Origin of the sequence: Phyllobacterium lublinensis, from assembly GCF_020164435.1 — a bacterium.
In the GTDB taxonomy this organism is placed as follows: domain Bacteria; phylum Pseudomonadota; class Alphaproteobacteria; order Rhizobiales; family Rhizobiaceae; genus Phyllobacterium; species Phyllobacterium lublinensis.
On the sequence record NZ_JAIUDQ010000022.1, the window covers coordinates 1 to 17,321 of the forward strand.

Consider the following 17,321-nt stretch of genomic DNA (forward strand, 5'->3'; position numbering starts at 1 on the left):
TAGGGCGCATTCAGCAACCGCCAGCGGCGCCCCGCCCTCGTTGTGTCGGTATATAGACCCCACCAAACAAACCTGTCAACGACCAATTCCAACTTTTTCAAAACTTTTTCATTTCAACTCAAACCCCTGGGGATAAGTCTTTCGGATTAGCCCGTTTTGCTGACATTTGCGCTGCCGGCAAACAATCTGCAGGCAAAACAGCGGACCCCGATCTAGATCCGGGACCCGAAGCCGGTGAGAAATGAAGTGAGGTTGTCGCCGAGTTCATCGCAGAGATAGCCCCCCTCCTGCACGATCACCGACGGCAGGCGCAAGGCAGCGATCGCGCCGGCAATACGCGCAAAGCCGGCGGTCGAGACCGAAAGCCCGCCAAAGGGATCGCCTTCGAAAGCATCGAGGCCAAGTGCCACGACCAGCGCCTCGGGCGCGAACCCCTCGATTCGCCGGCATGCAGCGCCCAGCGCGTCAAGAAACACCGCATCGCCCGACTTGCGCCCGAGTGGCAAGTTGAAGTTGTAGCCATGCCCGGGCCCCTCGCCGCGCTCATCCGCATAACCCCAGAAAAACGGATAGAAGCGCACCGGATCGGCGTGGATGGAAACGGTCAGCACGTCGGGCCGCGCATAGAAAATGCCCTGCGTGCCATTGCCGTGATGCAGATCCACGTCGAGGATCGCGACGCGGGCCGCGCTCCTGCGCAACCGCTGCGCCGCAACGGCGGAATTGTTAATGAAGCAAAAGCCGCCGGCGACATCGGCAAAGGCATGATGGCCAGGCGGGCGGCACAGGGCATAGGCAGAAGCTTCGCCGGACAGGACCGCTTCGGCGGCTGCGACGGCGCTGAACGCACTCCAGCGGGCACTGTCGAAGGTTTCCGCCGATATCGGGCAAGCCGTATCGGCCATATGGTAACCCGCCTGCCCCACGGCAGACGCCGGATAGCTGCCGGTCCGGCTGAGCGGATGGATGTTCGGGACTACCTCTGGCGAAGCGCCCGGAATCAACTGCCAGCGCCGATAGATATTCTGCAGGAACTCCAGATATTCCGGCGTATGCACCGCAGCGATCGGGCCAAGCCCATAATCTTGCGGGCGATGGATCGAGCAGCCCGCCATGCGTGCACCGGCAAGCAGTCGCTCCACGCGTGCCGGCTGTTCCGGATTGGGTTGCGGTGCACCGCTGGACAGGAAGCCTTTCGGATCGTGACTTCTCTGTTCCTCAGCAAAGTATGTTTTCATCAGCGTTCCTGCTCATTTAACCGTGCGGCAAGCGCGGTAAAGGCGTCCCCGTAAATGCCGTGGATCCTTTCCGACTGCGACCATTCGATACCGAGATGTGTATAAAAGCCCTGCGCACTGGGATTGTCCGCCTCAACAGAGAGGCGAAGATAGGCGGCTCCCAGCCCAACGCCTCGCTGCGCCGTCGCCTGCAGGAGACGCTCGCCGATCCTCTCGCCGCGAAACCGTTCCTCGACAAAAATATCCTGCACATAAATGCCGGGTTTGCCGCGCCATGTGGAGAAGCTCGGAAAATATAGACACATGCCGGCGAAGAAACCATCAGCCTCGGCAATCAGCGCCTCGAATGCCGGCCTGTCTCCAAAGCCATGCCGGCGCAGATCGTCCGGCGTGCTCCTTATCCTCTCCATAGCACCCATGTGCCGTGCAAGCTTCACGATCGCCGCGTGCAACAACGCTGTGTCCTCGATCGTGGCTTGCCTGATCGCGATGGACATCAGAATGCAACCGCATCGCTGCCCTTGAGGGCAAGCATGGCGCGGGCATCGGCCGGCGTCGCAATCTCAAGCGACAGAGCCTCGAGCACCGTGCGGATGCGCCGGACCTGATCGGCATTGGATTTTGCCAGCTCGCCGCGGCCGAGCATCAGGCTGTCTTCCAGTCCGACACGGACATTCCCGCCCATGGCGGCCGCCATGGTGGTCATCTGCATTTGCTGCCGGCCGGCTGCCAGCACCGAAAACCTGTAGCTGTCGCCAAACAGCTTGTCGGCGATCCGCTTCATGTGGGTAAGGTTTTCCGGATCGGCGCCAATCCCACCGAGGACGCCGAAGACGAACTGGATGAACAGGGGGCCCGAAACAAGGCCGCGGTCACGAAAATGCGCCAGCGTGTAGAGATGGCCGACATCGTAACATTCAAACTCGAAACGGGTGCCACAGCCCTGACCGAGCTGCACCAGGATGGCTTCGATATCGGCAAAGGTATTCCTGAAGATGGAACTGCGGGTCGCTTCCAGGAGTTGCGGCTCCCATGCATGATTCCACTCCGAGTAACGGTCGAGCGCCGGATAGAGCCCGAAATTCATTGAGCCCATATTGAGCGAGCACATTTCCGGTTCGGCCCGAACCGCAGCGGCAAGCCGGTCGTCGAGCGCCATCAGCGAACTGCCGCCGGTCGAAATGTTGATGACGGCGTCGCTGGCCTGCTTGATTCGCGGCAGAAACTGCATGAACACATCCGGATCGGCCGAGGGCCGGCCGTTCTCGGGATCGCGCGCATGCAGATGGAGGATGGACGCCCCGGCCTCTGCGGCTGCGATCGCCTCTGCCGCAATCTGGTCCGGAGTGACCGGCAGATACGGGCTCATCGTGGGCGTGTGGACGGAACCGGTGACCGCGCACGTGATGATGACTTTCTGGCGCGCCATGACGACCCCTTACCCGTTCACCGGCAGATCGAGTTCATTGGCGAGATCCTGCAACGTGTCCGCGAGGATCGCAATGATTTCTCCGACCTGCTCCTGCGTGACGATCATTGGCGGGCAGACGAGGAAATGGTCGCCTTCGATGCCGCCGCGCGTGCGGCGCGAGTAAATGATCAGGCCCTTGTCATAGGCAATGTCAACGACCCGCTGGAAGGCGTTCTTCTCCTGTGGCAGCGGCGTCATCGTCGCGGCTTCCCCGACAAACTCCGCTGCCAGCAGCAGCCCCTTGCCGCGGACATCACCGATAAAGGGGAAGCGCTTCGACAGTGCGCCGAGCTCCTGCCGAAGAACGTCGCCCATCCTAGTTGCATTGCCCATCAAATCCAGCCGTTCGATCTCATCAAGCACGGCGCCGCCGGCAGCGCAGGCCAGCGGGTTGCCCGCATAGGTATAGCCGTGCTGGAAACCGCCCGCATCGAGAACCGGCTGGACCATGCGTGACGGCGCGACCATCGCGCCGAGCGGACTGTACCCGGCCCCGAAACCCTTCGACAAAGCAACCAGATCCGGCCGGCAATTCCAGTGATCTCCACCGAGAAATTTCCCCGTCCGGCCGACGCCACTCATGACCTCATCATGGATGAGAAGGACGCCATAGCGATTGCAGATCTCGCGGATACGGCCGTAATAGCTGTCCGGGGCGACCAGTGCGCCGGTCGAGGCGCCCCCGATCGGTTCCATGATGAATGCCAGGACCTGCTCCGCACCCTCGGCGAGAATGGCCTGCTCAAGCCTGTCGGCATGGCGCAGCCCACGCTCCTCCATCGAGAAGTTATCCCGGTCAAGATAGGCCGTCGGTGCCGGGATCTGCGGCATTGCCTGCATCATCGGCTTGAAGGGTTCGGTCAGTGCCGCATAACCCGTGACCGCAAGCGCGCCGAGCGTGCCGCCATGGTAGGACGGAAAACGCGAGATGACCTTCCAGCGCTGCTTCTGGCCAATCGCCACGGCATATTGCCGGGCAAGCTTGAGGCAGGATTCGACGGCCTCCGAGCCGCCGGACACGAAGAAGACTTTGTCCATGCCGTCGGGCATGTAACCCGCAATGCGGCGGGCAAGGTCCTCGGCCGACTCATTCTCGAAATGCAGCCGGTAGGCAAACGTCACCTTGTCCAGCTGCCTTTTCATCGTATCGATGACATGGGGGTTGCCGTGGCCGATATTGACCACCATCGCGCCGCTCGACCCATCGATGTACCGGTTGCCGTCCACGTCCCAGAGATGGATGCCTTCGGCGCGGTCAACCAGGGGACGGCGCAGGCGCGACTGATAAAACAGATGCGACGGTGGGCGCGTGCTTGCGGTCGGCTTGTACGGGAAAGACATAAATGGGCATCCTGCTTCGTGGTTGCGAGCATTCATGCATTACGCCGACGGAGAGTCAAAATGGATTTCGAGAAACAATTTGGCCCCGCCTTTGCAAGGCAGGGCAAAATCGACATCACCGGAAAAGGGCGATTATGCCTTGTTCTTGTTGTAAACGTCGAAGATGACGGCTGCGAGGAGCACGAGGCCCTTGATCACCTGCTGCCAGTCAATGTTCACGCCCATGATCGACATGCCGTTGTTCATCACACCCATGATGAAGGCACCGATGACCGCGCCCATCACCTGGCCAACACCGCCCATGGCCGATGCGCCGCCGATGAAAACCGCCGCAATCACGTCGAGTTCGAATCCGAGGCCAGCCTTGGGCGTCGCCGTATTCAGGCGGGCCGCGAAGATCAACCCGGCCAGCGCAGCAAGAACACCCATGTTGACGAAGGTCAGGAAGGTCAGGCGTTCCGTCTTGATGCCAGACAATTTGGCCGCCTTTTCATTGCCGCCCATGGCGTAGATGCGCCGGCCAACCGTCATGCGTTTGGTTACGAAGACAAACAGCGCAATCAGGAGCGACATGACGATCAGGACGTTCGGCAACCCCTTGTAGGATGAAAGCAGGTAGGTGAGGAACAGGACGATGCCGGCAATGATGACGTTCTTGGCCACAAACAGCGCAAAGGGTTCGCCTTCATAGCCATGCTTCTCGCGCTTGGCCCGGCCACGCACGCTGAAATAGATCATCAGCGCAACAAGGATGATGCCGATAAGCATCGATGTGACGTTAAATCCGGGGTAGCCAAAGAAGTCGGGGATGAAGCCGGAGCTGAGCAACTGGAACTGCGGCGGGAACGGCCCCACGGACTGGCCGCCGAGCAGCCACAACGCCAGTCCCCGGAACACCAGCATTCCGGCAAGAGTGACGATGAAGGAAGGTATCTTGTGGTAGGCAATCCAATAGCCCTGCGCTGCGCCGATCGCGCCGCCCATGGCAAGGCACAGGATGGTTGCCGGTATGTAGTGAATTTGCCAGCGGACCATCATCACCGCGGCAAGCCCGCCGATAAAGCCTGATACCGAACCCACCGAAAGGTCGATGTGACCCGCCACGATGACCAGCAGCATGCCGAGCGCCATGATGATGATGTAGCTGTTCTGCAGGACAAGGTTGGTCAGATTGACCGGCCTGAACAGGACGCCGCTCGTCGTGAACTGGAAGAAGACCATGATAAGGATCAGCGCCAGCACCAGACCATATTCGCGGTAGTTGCCTTTCAGCGCGGAGCCGTCCGCCTTGAAGTCTTTTTTACCTTGGGTTGCTGCGGTTTCGACTGTCATGATGCTTTCCCTTCAGCACGAATGATGGCGCGCATGATTTTTTCCTGGCTGGCTTCACTGGCCGGCATTTCACCGACGAGCCTGCCCTGGTTCATCACGTAGATCCGGTCGCAAACGCCGAGCAGCTCTGGCATTTCCGACGAGATCATCAGCACGCTTTTGCCTTCGCTTACCAATTGATTGATGATCGTATAGATTTCGTATTTCGCGCCGACATCGATCCCCCGCGTCGGCTCATCGAGAATCAGCAGGTCCGGATCGGCGAACAGCCACTTTGACAGCACCACCTTCTGCTGGTTCCCGCCGGAAAGATTGCCGGTCTTCTGATAGATGCTCGACGAGCGGATGTTGGTCTTGCGCCGGTACTCATTGGCAACCTTGAGCTCGGCCATGTCGTCGATCACGCCACTTTCCGACACGCCCTTGAGGTTGACGATCGTCGTATTGTGCTTGATGTGGTCGATGAGGTTGAGGCCATAGGTCTTGCGGTCCTCGGTGACATAGGCAATGCCGTTGTCGATGGCCTTGCCGATGGTGGAAACATCAACTTGTTTGCCCTTGATGAAAACGTCGCCGCTGATCTTGCGACCATAGGCCTTGCCGAAGACGCTCATGGCAAATTCCGTACGCCCGGCGCCCATAAGCCCGGCGATCCCGACCACCTCGCCCTTGCGAACGTTCAGGTTGATGCCGTTGATCACCGTCCGGTCGCTGTGGATGTGATGGTGGACCACCCAGTCCTTCACCTCGAACACCACCTCGCCAATATTGGGCTCGCGCTGCGGAAAGCGATCGGCCAGCTGGCGTCCGACCATGGAGGTGACGATCCGATCCTCGGAGATCTCGTTCTTGTCCAGCGTCTCGATCGTGGCGCCGTCGCGCAGTACTGTGATACGGTCGGCAACCTTGCCGACTTCGTTGAGCTTGTGAGAAATCAGGATCGAGGAAATCCCGTGCGCCTTGAACTCAAGCAGCAGGGCGAGGAGCGCATCGCTGTCCTTCTCGTTGAGGCTGGCGGTCGGCTCGTCGAGAATGAGGAGCTCGACCTCCTTCGACAGGGCTTTGGCGATCTCCACCAGCTGCTGCTTGCCGACACCCAGATTGGTGATCAATGTCAGCGGGTCTTCCTTCAGGCCGACTTTCGCCAGAAGTTCGCGGGTGCGGTTTTCCGCGGCGTGCCAATCGATGACACCGAATTTGGCCGGTTCATTGCCAAGGAAGATATTTTCGGCAATCGACAGCAGCGGGACCAGGGCAAGCTCCTGGTGAATGATGATGATGCCCTGCCTTTCACTGTCGCCAATATCGCGAAAGTGCTGCTCCTGGCCCTTGTAGATAATCTCGCCCTCGTAGCTGCCATGCGGATAAACGCCGCTCAGCACTTTCATCAGGGTCGATTTACCGGCGCCGTTCTCGCCCACCAGGGCATGAATTTCGCCTTTGCGTACATCGAGATTGACATTGTTCAGCGCCTTCACACCAGGAAAAGTCTTGGTGATGCTGCGCATTTCGAGGATGGTTTCCATCGAGATCCTCATCGATACCGCGGCGGCAATATGGCTTGCGCGGGTATCGTTTCCTTCTGCAATTTATATTGGGCTCCGGGCCCTTGCGCTACCGAAAACATTGTCCGGACAATGACAACGAACCCTGCGCGGGTGAGCGCAGGGTTCGGACTTGATCGAAAGACTACTTGATCTGATCTTCCGTGTAGTAGCCGCCACCAATCAGGATTTCTTTCCAGTTGGTCTTGTCCACTTCAACCGGCTTCAACAGGTAGGAAGGAACGACCTTCACACCATTGTTGTAGGTCTTGGTGTCGTTGATTTCCGGCTCTTCACCCTTGAGAACCTTGTCAATGAGGTTGGCCGTAACCTTGGCCAGTTCACGGGTGTCCTTGTAGATCGTCGAGTACTGCTCGCCGGCAATGATCGACTTGACCGACGGCACTTCGGCGTCCTGTCCGGAAACGAACGGGAATGGCTGGTCGGCAGTACCGTATCCTACACCGCGCAGTGACGAGAGAATGCCGATCGACAAACCGTCATAGGGCGAAAGAACGGCATTGACCTTCTTGTCGGTGTAATAGGCCGAAAGCAGGTTATCCATACGCGCCTGGGCAACAGCACCATCCCAACGGAGCGTGCCGACCTTGTCCATGCCGGTCTGGCCCGACTGAACGACGAGCTTGCCGCTGTCAATCAGAGGCTGCAGGACGGACATGGCGCCGTCATAGAAGAAGAAGGCGTTGTTGTCGTCGGGAGAACCGCCAAAGAGTTCGATATTGAACGGACCCTTTGCGTCCGGAAGACCGAGAGCCTTTACCAGCGATCCCGCCTGCAGAACGCCGACCTGGAAGTTGTCGAAGGTCGTGTAGTAGTCGACATTGCCCGAATCACGAATCAGGCGATCATAAGAAATGACCTTGATACCTGCATCATGCGCCTGCTGCAGTACGTTCGACAGCGTCGTGCCGTCGATGGCCGCAATCACGAGAACTTTGACGCCCTTGGTGACCATGTTCTCGATCTGGGCGAGTTGGTTTGGAATATCGTCTTCCGCATATTGCAGATCGGTCTCGTAGCCGCGTTCCTTCAGCGCCTTGACCATGTTGTCGCCGTCGGCAATCCAGCGAGCTGAGGACTTGGTCGGCATCGATATGCCGACAGTGCCCTTTTCCTGAGCAAAGGCCTGCGCACCCATCACACCAAGTGCGATCAGTCCCGCGGCAAATAGTTTGAGCATTTTCACGTCACTTCCTCCCAGTTTTCAATCCTGTTGACTGCAATTGTACCGGCATCCAACCGGCCATCTTGCCATCTAACCATTTCTCCCAGAGCGGGTCGCTCCAACATCTATCCGAAAAGTATGACTTTTGGAATAGGGCTTTCGCCCTCCGAAAAAATTGTCTCGCTCCCGCTTGGCACGGCCCTGCGAGCCTTCGCCGCCGGCGCCGTTTACATCGATATAATACTATTATAATATTTTTTGAAAAGAGTGGTTCGCGTGCTAATGCCGTAAACTCTTATATCAAACATCCGGGAGGAAAGCCGTGAATCTGGTTCAATTGATAAATGCCAATGGAAAGCGGCAGGTGGCAACACGCGTGGGCGATGAATTCCGTCAGGTGAAGCGCACGCGTTCCGTGCTGGAGCTGGCCCATGCCGCGATCGACGCGAATACCAGCATCGCGGGCATTGTCGAAAGCCGTGGTCTTGGCAAGAAGCTGGACGTGGCAGCTGCCTATGCAGAGGGCCGCCTGCTTCCACCGGTCGACGCGCACGACCCGGCGCACATCCATCTGACGGGCACGGGCCTCACGCATCTTGGCTCGGCGGCAGCGCGCGATGCGATGCACCGCAAGATCGGTGACGCCAAGGACGATACCCTGACTGATTCGATGAAGATGTTTCGCATGGGACTGGAAAACGGCAAGCCCAAGAAGGGAGAGACCGGCGTACAGCCCGAATGGTTCTACAAGGGCAATGGCTCGGTTCTGACTGCACCCGGACAGCCCCTGCTCTCCCCGGCCTTTGCCGATGACGCCGGCGAGGAGCCGGAAATCGCGGGCATCTATGTAATCGGCCCGGACGGTACGCCATTCCGGATCGGCTTCGCGCTGGCCAACGAATTTTCCGACCACGTGATGGAACGCGTCAACTATCTCTATCTCGCCCATTCCAAGCTGCGGCCATGCTCGGTCGGCCCGGAGTTGATCACCGGCGATCTGCCTGCCGATATCAGGGGAACGTCTCGCATCCTGCGCAAGAACAAGACCGTCTGGGAAAAGCCGTTCCTGTCAGGTGAGGACAACATGTCCCATACCATCGCGAATCTGGAACATCACCACTTCAAATATGGCGTGTTCCGCCAGCCAGGCGACATCCACGTGCACATGTTCGGCACTGCGACGCTTTCCTTTGCCGATGGCATCAAGGTGGAAAATGGCGATGTGTTCGAGATCGAAGCGCCTGCTTTTGGCTTGCCCCTGCGCAATCCCCTGAAGACTGAAAAACCGTCGAAAGTGAAGATGACCGTGCTTTAAGGCGGTCTGCGGAGCAGCGTGTCGCCACGTGATATCAACGCGACACGCCGACCACCCTTGGGTGTGCGGTGCTGTAATCAGACGTCGCCCGCATGGGCGGAAGTCACGACGCGTTCCGCGCCCTCGCGGATGACGACGCGCATAGCTTCCTTGGCTGCCTCGGCATCGCCTGCCCTGATGGCATCGGCGATCGCCGCGTGCCTTGCGACCGAACGAATGTGGCTTTCGGAATTCGGTATCGGCGAACTGATCGTGAAGGTGGTAACGAGCGCCACTTCGATCAGAGCGCTGATGGATCGCATGAACGGATTTCCCGACGCATCGGCGATCGCGATGTGAAACTGCAAGTCGCTATAGACGAATTCCTGCGCGGATTCCCGGGCGCTGCCCATTCGTCCAACCCAGTGGTACAGCTTCTCAAGCTGCGCCTCGGTCCGGCGAAGCGCCGCGAGACCCGCAGCTTCCGGCTCCAGGGCCAAACGCATTTCGACAATACTCGACAGAAAATGCGCGCTTGCTCCCGCCTCGAAATGCCAGACAAGAATATCCGGATCGAACAGATTCCAGTGCGAACGTTCGAGCACGCGTGTTCCGATTTTTGCCTTGGGCTGGATCAGCCCCTTGGCTGCAAGCGTTTTCAAGGCTTCGCGCAGAACAGTCCTCGACACGCCGAACCGTTCGAGCAACTCGGCATCGCCGGGCAGGATGGAGTTTTCCGGATAGGCGCCGCTGATGATCTTGAGCCCGAGATCGCGCATGACATGCCCATGATGCGTGCGCGATTGGCCCGCCGTGCGAAAATCATAATTGATGAGCTCGTTGCCTGACAAATCCTGGCCTGCTATCCGCTTGCATGTGGGGACTCGGCCAACAAATTGCCGTTGCTATGCGCGAACGGTTCTGCCTCCCTGCCGGTTCTCCCTTCCTCTCCAATCTATTTATAATATTATAATATCAATCACAATGCGCAAAGCGATCCGGGACTAAGATTAAGCCGATCACTTGCCCCGGTTTGGCGAAGCCAATGCCTGTAATTCGGAAGAAGCCGGCCGCGACGGATCCGGGCCAAATTCGCCCCGCTCTCGAGTTTCTGGCTGGCGGACATCCACTTTGTCAGCTAGCTTCGCACGATGAACCACATTCGGCTCGTCATCTTCCGCGTGGACTGTCTCGCCATCCGGAAAACCGGACCGCGCCAGTATTGTCGCCCGAAGCTCTAAGTCGCCCCATGGCATTCACACTCCGTCAGTTGCAATATTTCGTCGCCGTTGCCGAACAGGGTTCGATCACGCGGGCAGCCCAGGGTCTTTCGATTTCGCAATCCTCGATCACCGAAGCAGTGAAGGAACTGGAAAGCGATCTCGGCGTCGAACTGTTCGAACGACACCCGAGGGGCTTGGACATCACCTACAACGGTCATCAGTTTCTGCGCCATGCGACAAAGATCCTGGCCGACGTCTCGGACGCGCGAAGGTCTTTTTCAGCGGAGGCGCCGAAACAGGCGGGAAAGTTGCACCTTGGTGTCACCTCGCTCGTCGCCGGATATGTGCTTTCCGATCTCCTCGCCCGTTTTCGCAGAGCCAGCCCCGGTGTCGAGGTAAGCGCCATCGAGGATAATGGATCCTATCTCGAGCATCTGCTGGTTGGCGGAGAGCTCGACGTCGCCGTCATGGTGATCTCAAACCTGCGCGACCGGATGGCCTTGCAGGCGGAGATCATCGAGACATCCCCCTACAGGCTGTGGCTGCCGCTGGGCCATCCGCTGGTCAGTGCCGACATTATTTCCGTCAACGATATCACCCGTGAACCGCTGATCATGCTGACCGTCGATGAAATTGAAGAGAATACGGGCAAGCTGCTGACCGCTTTGGGCGCACGCCCGCATGTCGCGTTCCGCACGCGTTCGGTGGAGGCGGTCCGCAGCCTCGTAGCGACAGGCGCCGGCATTGCGCTCTTGCCGGACCTTGTATACCGGCCCTGGTCACTCGAAGGCGATCGAATCGAAAGCCGGGACGTCTCGGGTGCACTGCCTGTCGTACAGGTGGGCATGGTCTGGCGCAAAGGTTCCAGCCTGCCCCAGGCGGCACGCGATTTCGTAGGAATCGCGGAAGCGCTGCGCAGCGGTCGCGGGCGATGAGCAGTTGAGATATCGGAAATTCCGATATCGCCCTTCTCATAAATGAATTTGCGAATACGGTAAAATCTGGGCACTCTGCATCCTGGGAACACAGGCCGAAAATGCGGCCCAACGGGAGAATTGAGATGAAGCAGATTCTGAAATCCTGCACCGCGCTGACACTTTCCCTCGCCTTCACGACACAGGTACTCGCGCAGGAAGCGTTGAAGGAACTCGGCAAGGGCGAAGGCGAACTCTCCATCGTTGCCTGGCCCGGCTATATTGAACGCGGGGAGACCGACAAGAGCTATGACTGGGTGACGGCGTTCGAGAAAGAAAGCGGATGCAAGGTCAATGTGAAGACCGCTGCAACCTCAGACGAAATGGTCGCGCTGATGAATGAGGGTGACTTCGACCTTGTTACCGCATCGGGTGACGCTTCGCTGCGTCTCGTTGCAGGCAAGCGTGTTCAGCCGATCAATACGGACCTCATTCCAAGCTGGAAAACCATCGACGAGCATCTGCAGGATGCACCCTGGCACACGGTGAAGGGGGTCCACTACGGCACACCCTATGTCTGGGGTCCCAATGTCCTGATGTACAATACGGAGGCTTTCAAGGACAAGCCGCCGGCAAGCTGGAATGTTGTGTTCGAAGAAATGACGCTCCCCGATGGCAAGTCGAACAAGGGGCGCATCCAGGCCTATGATGGTCCGATCCACATTGCCGACGCAGCCAATTACCTGATGGCTCACAAGCCGGACCTCGGCATAAAGAGTCCCTATGAACTGAATGAAGACCAGTACAAGGCAGCGCTGGATCTTTTGCGCGTGCAGCGGACGCTTGCTGGGCGCTATTGGCACGATGCGATGATCCAGATCGATGATTTCAAGAATGAAGGCGTTGTCGCGTCCGGGTCTTGGCCGTTCCAGGTCAACCTGCTGAAGGCCGAGAATAAGCCGATTGCATCGGTTGTCCCTGAGGAAGGCGCGACAGGATGGTCGGACACGACCATGCTGCATGTCGACAGTGCGCATCCGAACTGCGCATACATGTGGATGGAACATTCGCTCTCGCCCAAGGTACAGGGTGATGTCTCGGCCTGGTTCGGCGCAAACCCGTCGGTCGGCGCTGCCTGCAAGGGCAACGAACTTCTGACGGACGAGGGTTGCGCTACCAACGGCTATAACGACTTCGACAAGATCAAGTTCTGGAGAACACCGGTCTCGAAGTGCGAAAGCCAGAGCGAGTGCGTGCCGTATCATCGCTGGGTTTCCGATTATATCGGCGTGATCGGCGGGCGCTGAGTTCTACGAATTGCAATGACGTAGTGCGTGGTTCGACGGGCTCACCATGAGGGGAGTTGTCTGATTGCAGGACTATGCCCACCCAGGTAGGTCGAATGTCGATAACGTTCTTGGCTCCTGCAAGGCACCACCTCCCTCATGGTGAGCCCCGTCGAACCACGCACCGCCAACCTGCAACAAGACGTCAACCCCGGAGCAAGCCAATGACAGCCGCTGTCCTATTCGAAAATGTGTCGCGTCATTTCGGTGCGGTGCGGGCCGTCGACGCGGTCAACCTGGCCATCGCCGAAGGCGAATTCTTTGCGATGCTCGGACCGTCCGGCTCTGGAAAGACGACGTGCCTGCGCCTGATGGCAGGCTTCGAGCAGCCGACGAGCGGGCATATCGAAATATTCGGGGAAACTGCCGAGGGCGTTCCACCCTATCGGCGCAGCGTCAATACGGTGTTTCAGGACTATGCTCTCTTCCCGCATCTCAGCATTCTGGAAAATGTCGCCTATGGGCTCATGGTCAAGGGTATCGGCAAGCAAGAGCGCCTCAAGGCAGCCGAAGACGCGCTCGCCATGGTCAAGTTGCCAGGATATGGCGCCCGTCGCCCGGGCCAGCTTTCCGGAGGCCAACGGCAACGCGTGGCACTCGCCCGCGCACTGGTCAACAAACCAAAGGTTTTGCTTCTGGATGAACCGCTCGGCGCCCTCGACCTCAAGCTTCGCGAGCAGATGCAGGAGGAACTCAAGTCCCTGCAGAAGACCTTGGGCATCACCTTCGTCTTCGTGACGCATGACCAGGGCGAGGCATTGTCCATGGCGGACCGCATCGCCGTCTTCAACGACGGCCGCATTCAGCAGCTCGGCACGCCGGAAGAGGTCTACAAGCAGCCAAAGACCCGTTTCGTCGCCGATTTCGTCGGCTCCTCCAATGTCCTGCCGCCCGAATTCGTAAAGCACTTGGGCGCAGCAAACCAATATGCAAGCCTGCGGCCCGAAGCGATCACGCTCGGCGGCAGTGGCGACGGCAGGCTTACCCTTGATGGAACTGTTTTATCACGCAGTTTCCTCGGCGCGGCCAATCGTGTGCTGGTCAGCGTCAATGGCACGAAGATCAATGTCATGAGTCCCGCAGCGGCATCGATCCCGGCCGAAGGTGAGCCGGTAAGACTGTGCTTCGACCGTGCAGATCTTCATCTTATGGACGCGGCGTCATGAGCGCCATCGCGCATCAGCAACCCATTGTTCCCGAGCGCAGCACACTGACGAGCCGCGTCTCGGACTTCCTGTGGAAGCATCCCCATGTGCTGCTTGCGATACTGCTGGCGCCGCCGCTGCTCTGGCTCGGCATCATCTATCTCGGCTCGCTTATCGCACTGCTGCTGCAAAGCTTCTTCTCCATCGACGACTATTCCGGCCTGATCAACTACGAGTTCACGCTCGCAACCTACCGCCAGCTCCTGAACGAGGCCAATTTCGACATCATCGTGCGGACGGTGCTGATGGCTGCGATCGTGACGCTGGTTTCGGCAGTCATCGCCTTTCCCATCGCCTATTATGCGGCGCGCTACGCCAGGGGAAAGTGGAAGGTGTTCTTCTATCTCGGCGTGATGCTGCCGCTCTGGTCAAGCTATCTCGTCAAGATCTATGCCTGGAAACTCATCCTTGCCAAGGAAGGCATCCTGACCTGGTTTCTGACAAAGCTGAACCTGCTCTGGGTCCTCGACACGTGGCTCTCGCTTCCGGTCATCGGCGGCAATTCGCTTTCGGTGAGTTACACGGGAACGTTCATAGTCTTCGTCTATGTCTGGATGCCGTTCATGATCCTTCCAATCCAGGCGGCACTGGAGCGCGTACCAGCCAACCTGATCGAAGCTTCGTCCGATCTCGGCGGCACGCCGCAACAGACATTCCGGCATGTGCTGTTTCCGCTGGCATTGCCCGGCATCGTCGCCGGGTCGATCTTCACGTTTTCGCTGACTCTTGGCGATTACATCATTCCCCAGATCATCGGTTCATCGCGCCTGTTCATCGGACAGGCGGTCTATGCCCAGCAAGGGACGGCTGGCAACATTCCGCTTGCCGCGGCATTCACGGTGGTTCCCATCGTTATCATGGGGTTCTATCTGTGGATGGCCCGGCGCATGGGAGCATTCGATGCGCTCTGACCGTTCTAAGAAAGCGCCACTCGGCCTGAAAATCGCCGCCGCCGCCGGTCTGCTCTTCCTGCACTTGCCGCTGCTCCTGATCTTCCTTTATGCTTTCACCACCGAGGACAAGAGCTATCAGTTTCCGCCGCCCGGCCTCACCCTGAAATGGTTTGCCGTGACTTGGGAGCGGCCTGACGTGTGGCAGGCTCTCTGGCTCTCCGTGCGGGTTGCAGCAATTTCGACCCTTATTGCGCTGGTCCTTGGAACCCTGTGTGCCGCGGCAGTCAGCCAGACGCGCTTCTTTGGCCGCGAGACGATCTCTCTTCTGGTGATCCTGCCGATCGCCCTTCCGGGGATCATCACCGGCATTGCGCTGCGCTCGGCCTTCAGCCTGGCGGACATCCCGTTCTCGTTCTGGACGATCGTGCTTGGTCACGCCACGTTTTGTATCGTCGTGGTCTACAACAATGCGGTGGCGCGCTTCCGCCGGGTGTCCGGCTCTTTGATGGAGGCCTCGATGGATCTTGGCGCCAACGGCTTCCAGACCTTCCGCTACATCATCCTGCCCAATATCGGCACGGCCCTGCTGGCGGGCGGCATGCTGGCCTTTGCCTTATCGTTCGACGAGGTCATCGTGACGACGTTCACCGGTGGCCAGCAGTCGACCCTGCCGATCTGGATGCTGCAGGAACTCATCCGGCCGCGCCAGAGACCCGTGACCAATGTCGTGGCCATGGTCGTTGTGATCGTAACGTTCCTGCCAATCCTCGCTGCCTATTACCTCACCCGCGACGGCGACCAGATCGCCGGTTCCGGCAAATAAGTTTGAATATGGGAGAACACATCATGGATACGAAACTGCTGATCGGGTCAAAGTTCGAAGCCGGAACAGAAGTGGAGGAACACATTCTCAACCCGAAGACCGGCGCAAAGATCATCGACCTTGCCGAAGCCTCCCACAGCCAGATTGATGCCGCCGTCGAGGCGGCAGAACGTGCATTCGGCAGCTGGTCGCGCACCACGCCCGCCGAACGCTCCGGCTACCTCCTGAAGATCGCCGATGCCATCGAGAACCAGGCGGACGATTTCGCCGCGCTCGAAGCACTCAATTGCGGCAAGCCGATCAATGCGGTGCGCAATGACGAATTGCCCGCGATCATCGATTGCTGGCGCTTCTTTGCCGGTGCCGTACGGACGCTCACCTCTCCAGTCTCCGGGGAATACCTTGCGGGCCATACATCCATGATACGCCGCGATGCCATCGGTATTGTCGGGTCGATAGCGCCCTGGAACTATCCGCTGATGATGATGGCGTGGAAGCTGGCGCCTGCTATCGCCGGCGGCAACACGGTGGTATTCAAGCCGTCAGAGCAGACACCGCTGACCGCACTGAAAATGGCGCGGCTGCTGGCCGGCATTCTTCCCGAAGGTGTCGTCAACATCATTCTCGGGCGCGGCGAAACCGTCGGCAATACGCTGATCAACCATCCGAAGATTGCGATGGTCTCGATCACCGGAGATATCGCCACAGGCAAGAAAGTACTGCAGGCTGCAGCAAAGACCGTTAAACGCACCCATCTCGAACTGGGCGGAAAAGCTCCCGTACTTGTCTATAATGACGCCGATCTCGGGGCCGTGGTCAGCGGCATCCGCACATTCGGTTATTACAATGCCGGCCAGGATTGCACTGCCGCCTGCCGGATCTACGCCCAGGACGCGATCTATGAGAAGCTGGTCGCGGATCTCACATCTGCTGTTGCCACCATCCGCTACAATGAGAAGGACGATACCGTCAACGAAATCGGGCCGCTGATTTCGGGACGGCAGCGGGACCGGGTCGCGAGCTTTGTCGAACGGGCGACCGAGCAGAAACATATCGAGATCACCACCGGCGGCAGTGCTGGCAGCAAGGACGGCTTCTTTTTCCAGCCAACCGTCGTCGCCGGAGCGACGCAGGAAGACGAGATCGTGCGGCGCGAAGTCTTCGGCCCGGTCGTCTCGGTGACACGCTTCAAGGACGATGACCAGGCGGTTACCTGGGCCAATGACAGCGACTACGGTCTCGCCTCGTCCGTGTGGACCCGGGACATTTCCAAGGCGATGAATGCTGCCTCGCGCCTGCAATATGGCTGCACATGGATCAACACGCACTTCATGTTGACCAACGAGATGCCGCACGGGGGCGTCAAGCAATCCGGCTATGGCAAGGACATGTCGGTGTATGCGCTCGAGGATTATACCGCGATACGCCACATCATGATCAACCACGGGTAGCGTGCAATCACCCTTGGCGAGAACACCCGCCTGTGGTTGTATAGGTCCAGGAGTGCTCTA

Annotated in this window: 15 protein-coding genes; 7 read left to right on the forward strand and 8 right to left on the reverse strand. The window is 58.8% G+C overall.

Annotation, left to right across the window (positions count from 1 at the left end):
* Window positions 1–212: 212 nt before the first annotated feature.
* From K9U38_RS20540 to chvE, 7 genes are all read right to left on the reverse strand, one after another.
* Window positions 213–1,238: a histone deacetylase family protein gene (locus tag K9U38_RS20540; RefSeq protein WP_224496221.1), complete on the reverse strand. Its 1,026-nt coding sequence runs from the start codon at window positions 1,236–1,238 to the stop codon at window positions 213–215.
* Window positions 1,238–1,735: a GNAT family N-acetyltransferase gene (locus K9U38_RS20545; protein ID WP_224496222.1), complete on the reverse strand. Its 498-nt coding sequence runs from the start codon at window positions 1,733–1,735 to the stop codon at window positions 1,238–1,240. Before K9U38_RS20545 ends, K9U38_RS20540 begins: the two co-directional genes overlap by 1 nt.
* Window positions 1,735–2,667 carry a 3,5-dioxohexanoate:acetyl-CoA acetone transferase gene (gene kce, locus K9U38_RS20550; RefSeq protein WP_224496223.1) on the reverse strand — a complete coding sequence of 311 codons (933 nt, stop codon included), beginning with the start codon at window positions 2,665–2,667 and terminating at the stop codon, window positions 1,735–1,737. The genes K9U38_RS20545 and kce overlap by 1 nt, the downstream gene beginning before the upstream one ends.
* Window positions 2,668–2,676: 9 nt before the next feature.
* The gene (locus K9U38_RS20555) at window positions 2,677–4,050 is read right to left on the reverse strand and encodes an aminotransferase family protein (protein ID WP_224496224.1); all 1,374 of its coding nucleotides are present in this window, start codon (window positions 4,048–4,050) and stop codon (window positions 2,677–2,679) included.
* 132 nt (window positions 4,051–4,182) lie between these two features.
* A complete protein-coding gene (gene mmsB, locus K9U38_RS20560; RefSeq protein WP_224496225.1) occupies window positions 4,183–5,382 on the reverse strand; it encodes a multiple monosaccharide ABC transporter permease in 1,200 nt (399 codons plus the stop codon).
* Window positions 5,379–6,908: a multiple monosaccharide ABC transporter ATP-binding protein gene (mmsA, locus tag K9U38_RS20565; RefSeq protein WP_224496226.1), complete on the reverse strand. Its 1,530-nt coding sequence runs from the start codon at window positions 6,906–6,908 to the stop codon at window positions 5,379–5,381. Before mmsA ends, mmsB begins: the two co-directional genes overlap by 4 nt.
* Window positions 6,909–7,071: 163 nt before the next feature.
* Complete coding sequence (gene chvE, locus K9U38_RS20570; RefSeq protein WP_224496290.1) at window positions 7,072–8,127, reverse strand: multiple monosaccharide ABC transporter substrate-binding protein; 1,056 nt, start codon at window positions 8,125–8,127, stop codon at window positions 7,072–7,074.
* A gap of 307 nt (window positions 8,128–8,434) precedes the next feature.
* Between chvE and araD1 the strand changes: the two genes are divergently transcribed.
* On the forward strand, window positions 8,435–9,427 hold the full coding sequence (araD1, locus tag K9U38_RS20575; RefSeq protein ID WP_224496227.1) for an AraD1 family protein: 993 nt from the start codon (window positions 8,435–8,437) through the stop codon (window positions 9,425–9,427).
* A gap of 77 nt (window positions 9,428–9,504) precedes the next feature.
* Here araD1 and K9U38_RS20580 read toward each other — a convergent pair whose 3' ends face one another.
* The gene (locus K9U38_RS20580) at window positions 9,505–10,257 is read right to left on the reverse strand and encodes a FadR/GntR family transcriptional regulator (protein WP_224496228.1); all 753 of its coding nucleotides are present in this window, start codon (window positions 10,255–10,257) and stop codon (window positions 9,505–9,507) included.
* 398 nt (window positions 10,258–10,655) lie between these two features.
* Here K9U38_RS20580 and K9U38_RS20585 point away from each other — a divergent pair, with 398 nt between their 5' ends.
* The 6 genes from K9U38_RS20585 to K9U38_RS20610 all read left to right on the forward strand — a co-directional run bounded on the left by K9U38_RS20585 (window position 10,656) and on the right by K9U38_RS20610 (window position 17,261).
* Window positions 10,656–11,564 carry a LysR family transcriptional regulator gene (locus K9U38_RS20585; protein ID WP_224496229.1) on the forward strand — a complete coding sequence of 303 codons (909 nt, stop codon included), beginning with the start codon at window positions 10,656–10,658 and terminating at the stop codon, window positions 11,562–11,564.
* Window positions 11,565–11,689: 125 nt separating this feature from the next.
* Complete coding sequence (locus K9U38_RS20590; RefSeq protein WP_224496230.1) at window positions 11,690–12,850, forward strand: ABC transporter substrate-binding protein; 1,161 nt, start codon at window positions 11,690–11,692, stop codon at window positions 12,848–12,850.
* 203 nt (window positions 12,851–13,053) lie between these two features.
* Complete coding sequence (locus K9U38_RS20595; RefSeq protein ID WP_224496231.1) at window positions 13,054–14,055, forward strand: ABC transporter ATP-binding protein; 1,002 nt, start codon at window positions 13,054–13,056, stop codon at window positions 14,053–14,055.
* Window positions 14,052–15,005: an ABC transporter permease gene (locus tag K9U38_RS20600; RefSeq protein WP_224496232.1), complete on the forward strand. Its 954-nt coding sequence runs from the start codon at window positions 14,052–14,054 to the stop codon at window positions 15,003–15,005. Before K9U38_RS20595 ends, K9U38_RS20600 begins: the two co-directional genes overlap by 4 nt.
* Window positions 14,995–15,810, forward strand: coding sequence for an ABC transporter permease (locus K9U38_RS20605; RefSeq protein ID WP_224496233.1), 816 nt, complete (start codon window positions 14,995–14,997; stop codon window positions 15,808–15,810). Before K9U38_RS20600 ends, K9U38_RS20605 begins: the two co-directional genes overlap by 11 nt.
* A 23-nt stretch (window positions 15,811–15,833) precedes the next feature.
* Window positions 15,834–17,261, forward strand: coding sequence for a gamma-aminobutyraldehyde dehydrogenase (locus K9U38_RS20610; RefSeq protein ID WP_224496234.1), 1,428 nt, complete (start codon window positions 15,834–15,836; stop codon window positions 17,259–17,261).
* Window positions 17,262–17,321 lie beyond the last annotated feature (60 nt).

What these genes read in the sequence shown, in the direction of transcription:
- K9U38_RS20610 (WP_224496234.1), top strand. Translation starts at nt 15,834, where the DNA reads ATGGATACGAAACTGCTGATCGGGTCAAAGTTCGAAGCCGGAACAGAA.
- K9U38_RS20605 (WP_224496233.1), top strand. Translation starts at nt 14,995, where the DNA reads ATGCGCTCTGACCGTTCTAAGAAAGCGCCACTCGGCCTGAAAATCGCC.
- K9U38_RS20540 (WP_224496221.1), bottom strand. Translation starts at nt 1,238, where the DNA reads ATGAAAACATACTTTGCTGAGGAACAGAGAAGTCACGATCCGAAAGGC.
- kce (WP_224496223.1), bottom strand. Translation starts at nt 2,667, where the DNA reads ATGGCGCGCCAGAAAGTCATCATCACGTGCGCGGTCACCGGTTCCGTC.
- mmsB (WP_224496225.1), bottom strand. Translation starts at nt 5,382, where the DNA reads ATGACAGTCGAAACCGCAGCAACCCAAGGTAAAAAAGACTTCAAGGCG.
- mmsA (WP_224496226.1), bottom strand. Translation starts at nt 6,908, where the DNA reads ATGGAAACCATCCTCGAAATGCGCAGCATCACCAAGACTTTTCCTGGT.
- K9U38_RS20600 (WP_224496232.1), top strand. Translation starts at nt 14,052, where the DNA reads ATGAGCGCCATCGCGCATCAGCAACCCATTGTTCCCGAGCGCAGCACA.
- K9U38_RS20585 (WP_224496229.1), top strand. Translation starts at nt 10,656, where the DNA reads ATGGCATTCACACTCCGTCAGTTGCAATATTTCGTCGCCGTTGCCGAA.
- K9U38_RS20555 (WP_224496224.1), bottom strand. Translation starts at nt 4,050, where the DNA reads ATGTCTTTCCCGTACAAGCCGACCGCAAGCACGCGCCCACCGTCGCAT.
- chvE (WP_224496290.1), bottom strand. Translation starts at nt 8,127, where the DNA reads ATGCTCAAACTATTTGCCGCGGGACTGATCGCACTTGGTGTGATGGGT.
- K9U38_RS20590 (WP_224496230.1), top strand. Translation starts at nt 11,690, where the DNA reads ATGAAGCAGATTCTGAAATCCTGCACCGCGCTGACACTTTCCCTCGCC.
- K9U38_RS20545 (WP_224496222.1), bottom strand. Translation starts at nt 1,735, where the DNA reads ATGTCCATCGCGATCAGGCAAGCCACGATCGAGGACACAGCGTTGTTG.
- K9U38_RS20595 (WP_224496231.1), top strand. Translation starts at nt 13,054, where the DNA reads ATGACAGCCGCTGTCCTATTCGAAAATGTGTCGCGTCATTTCGGTGCG.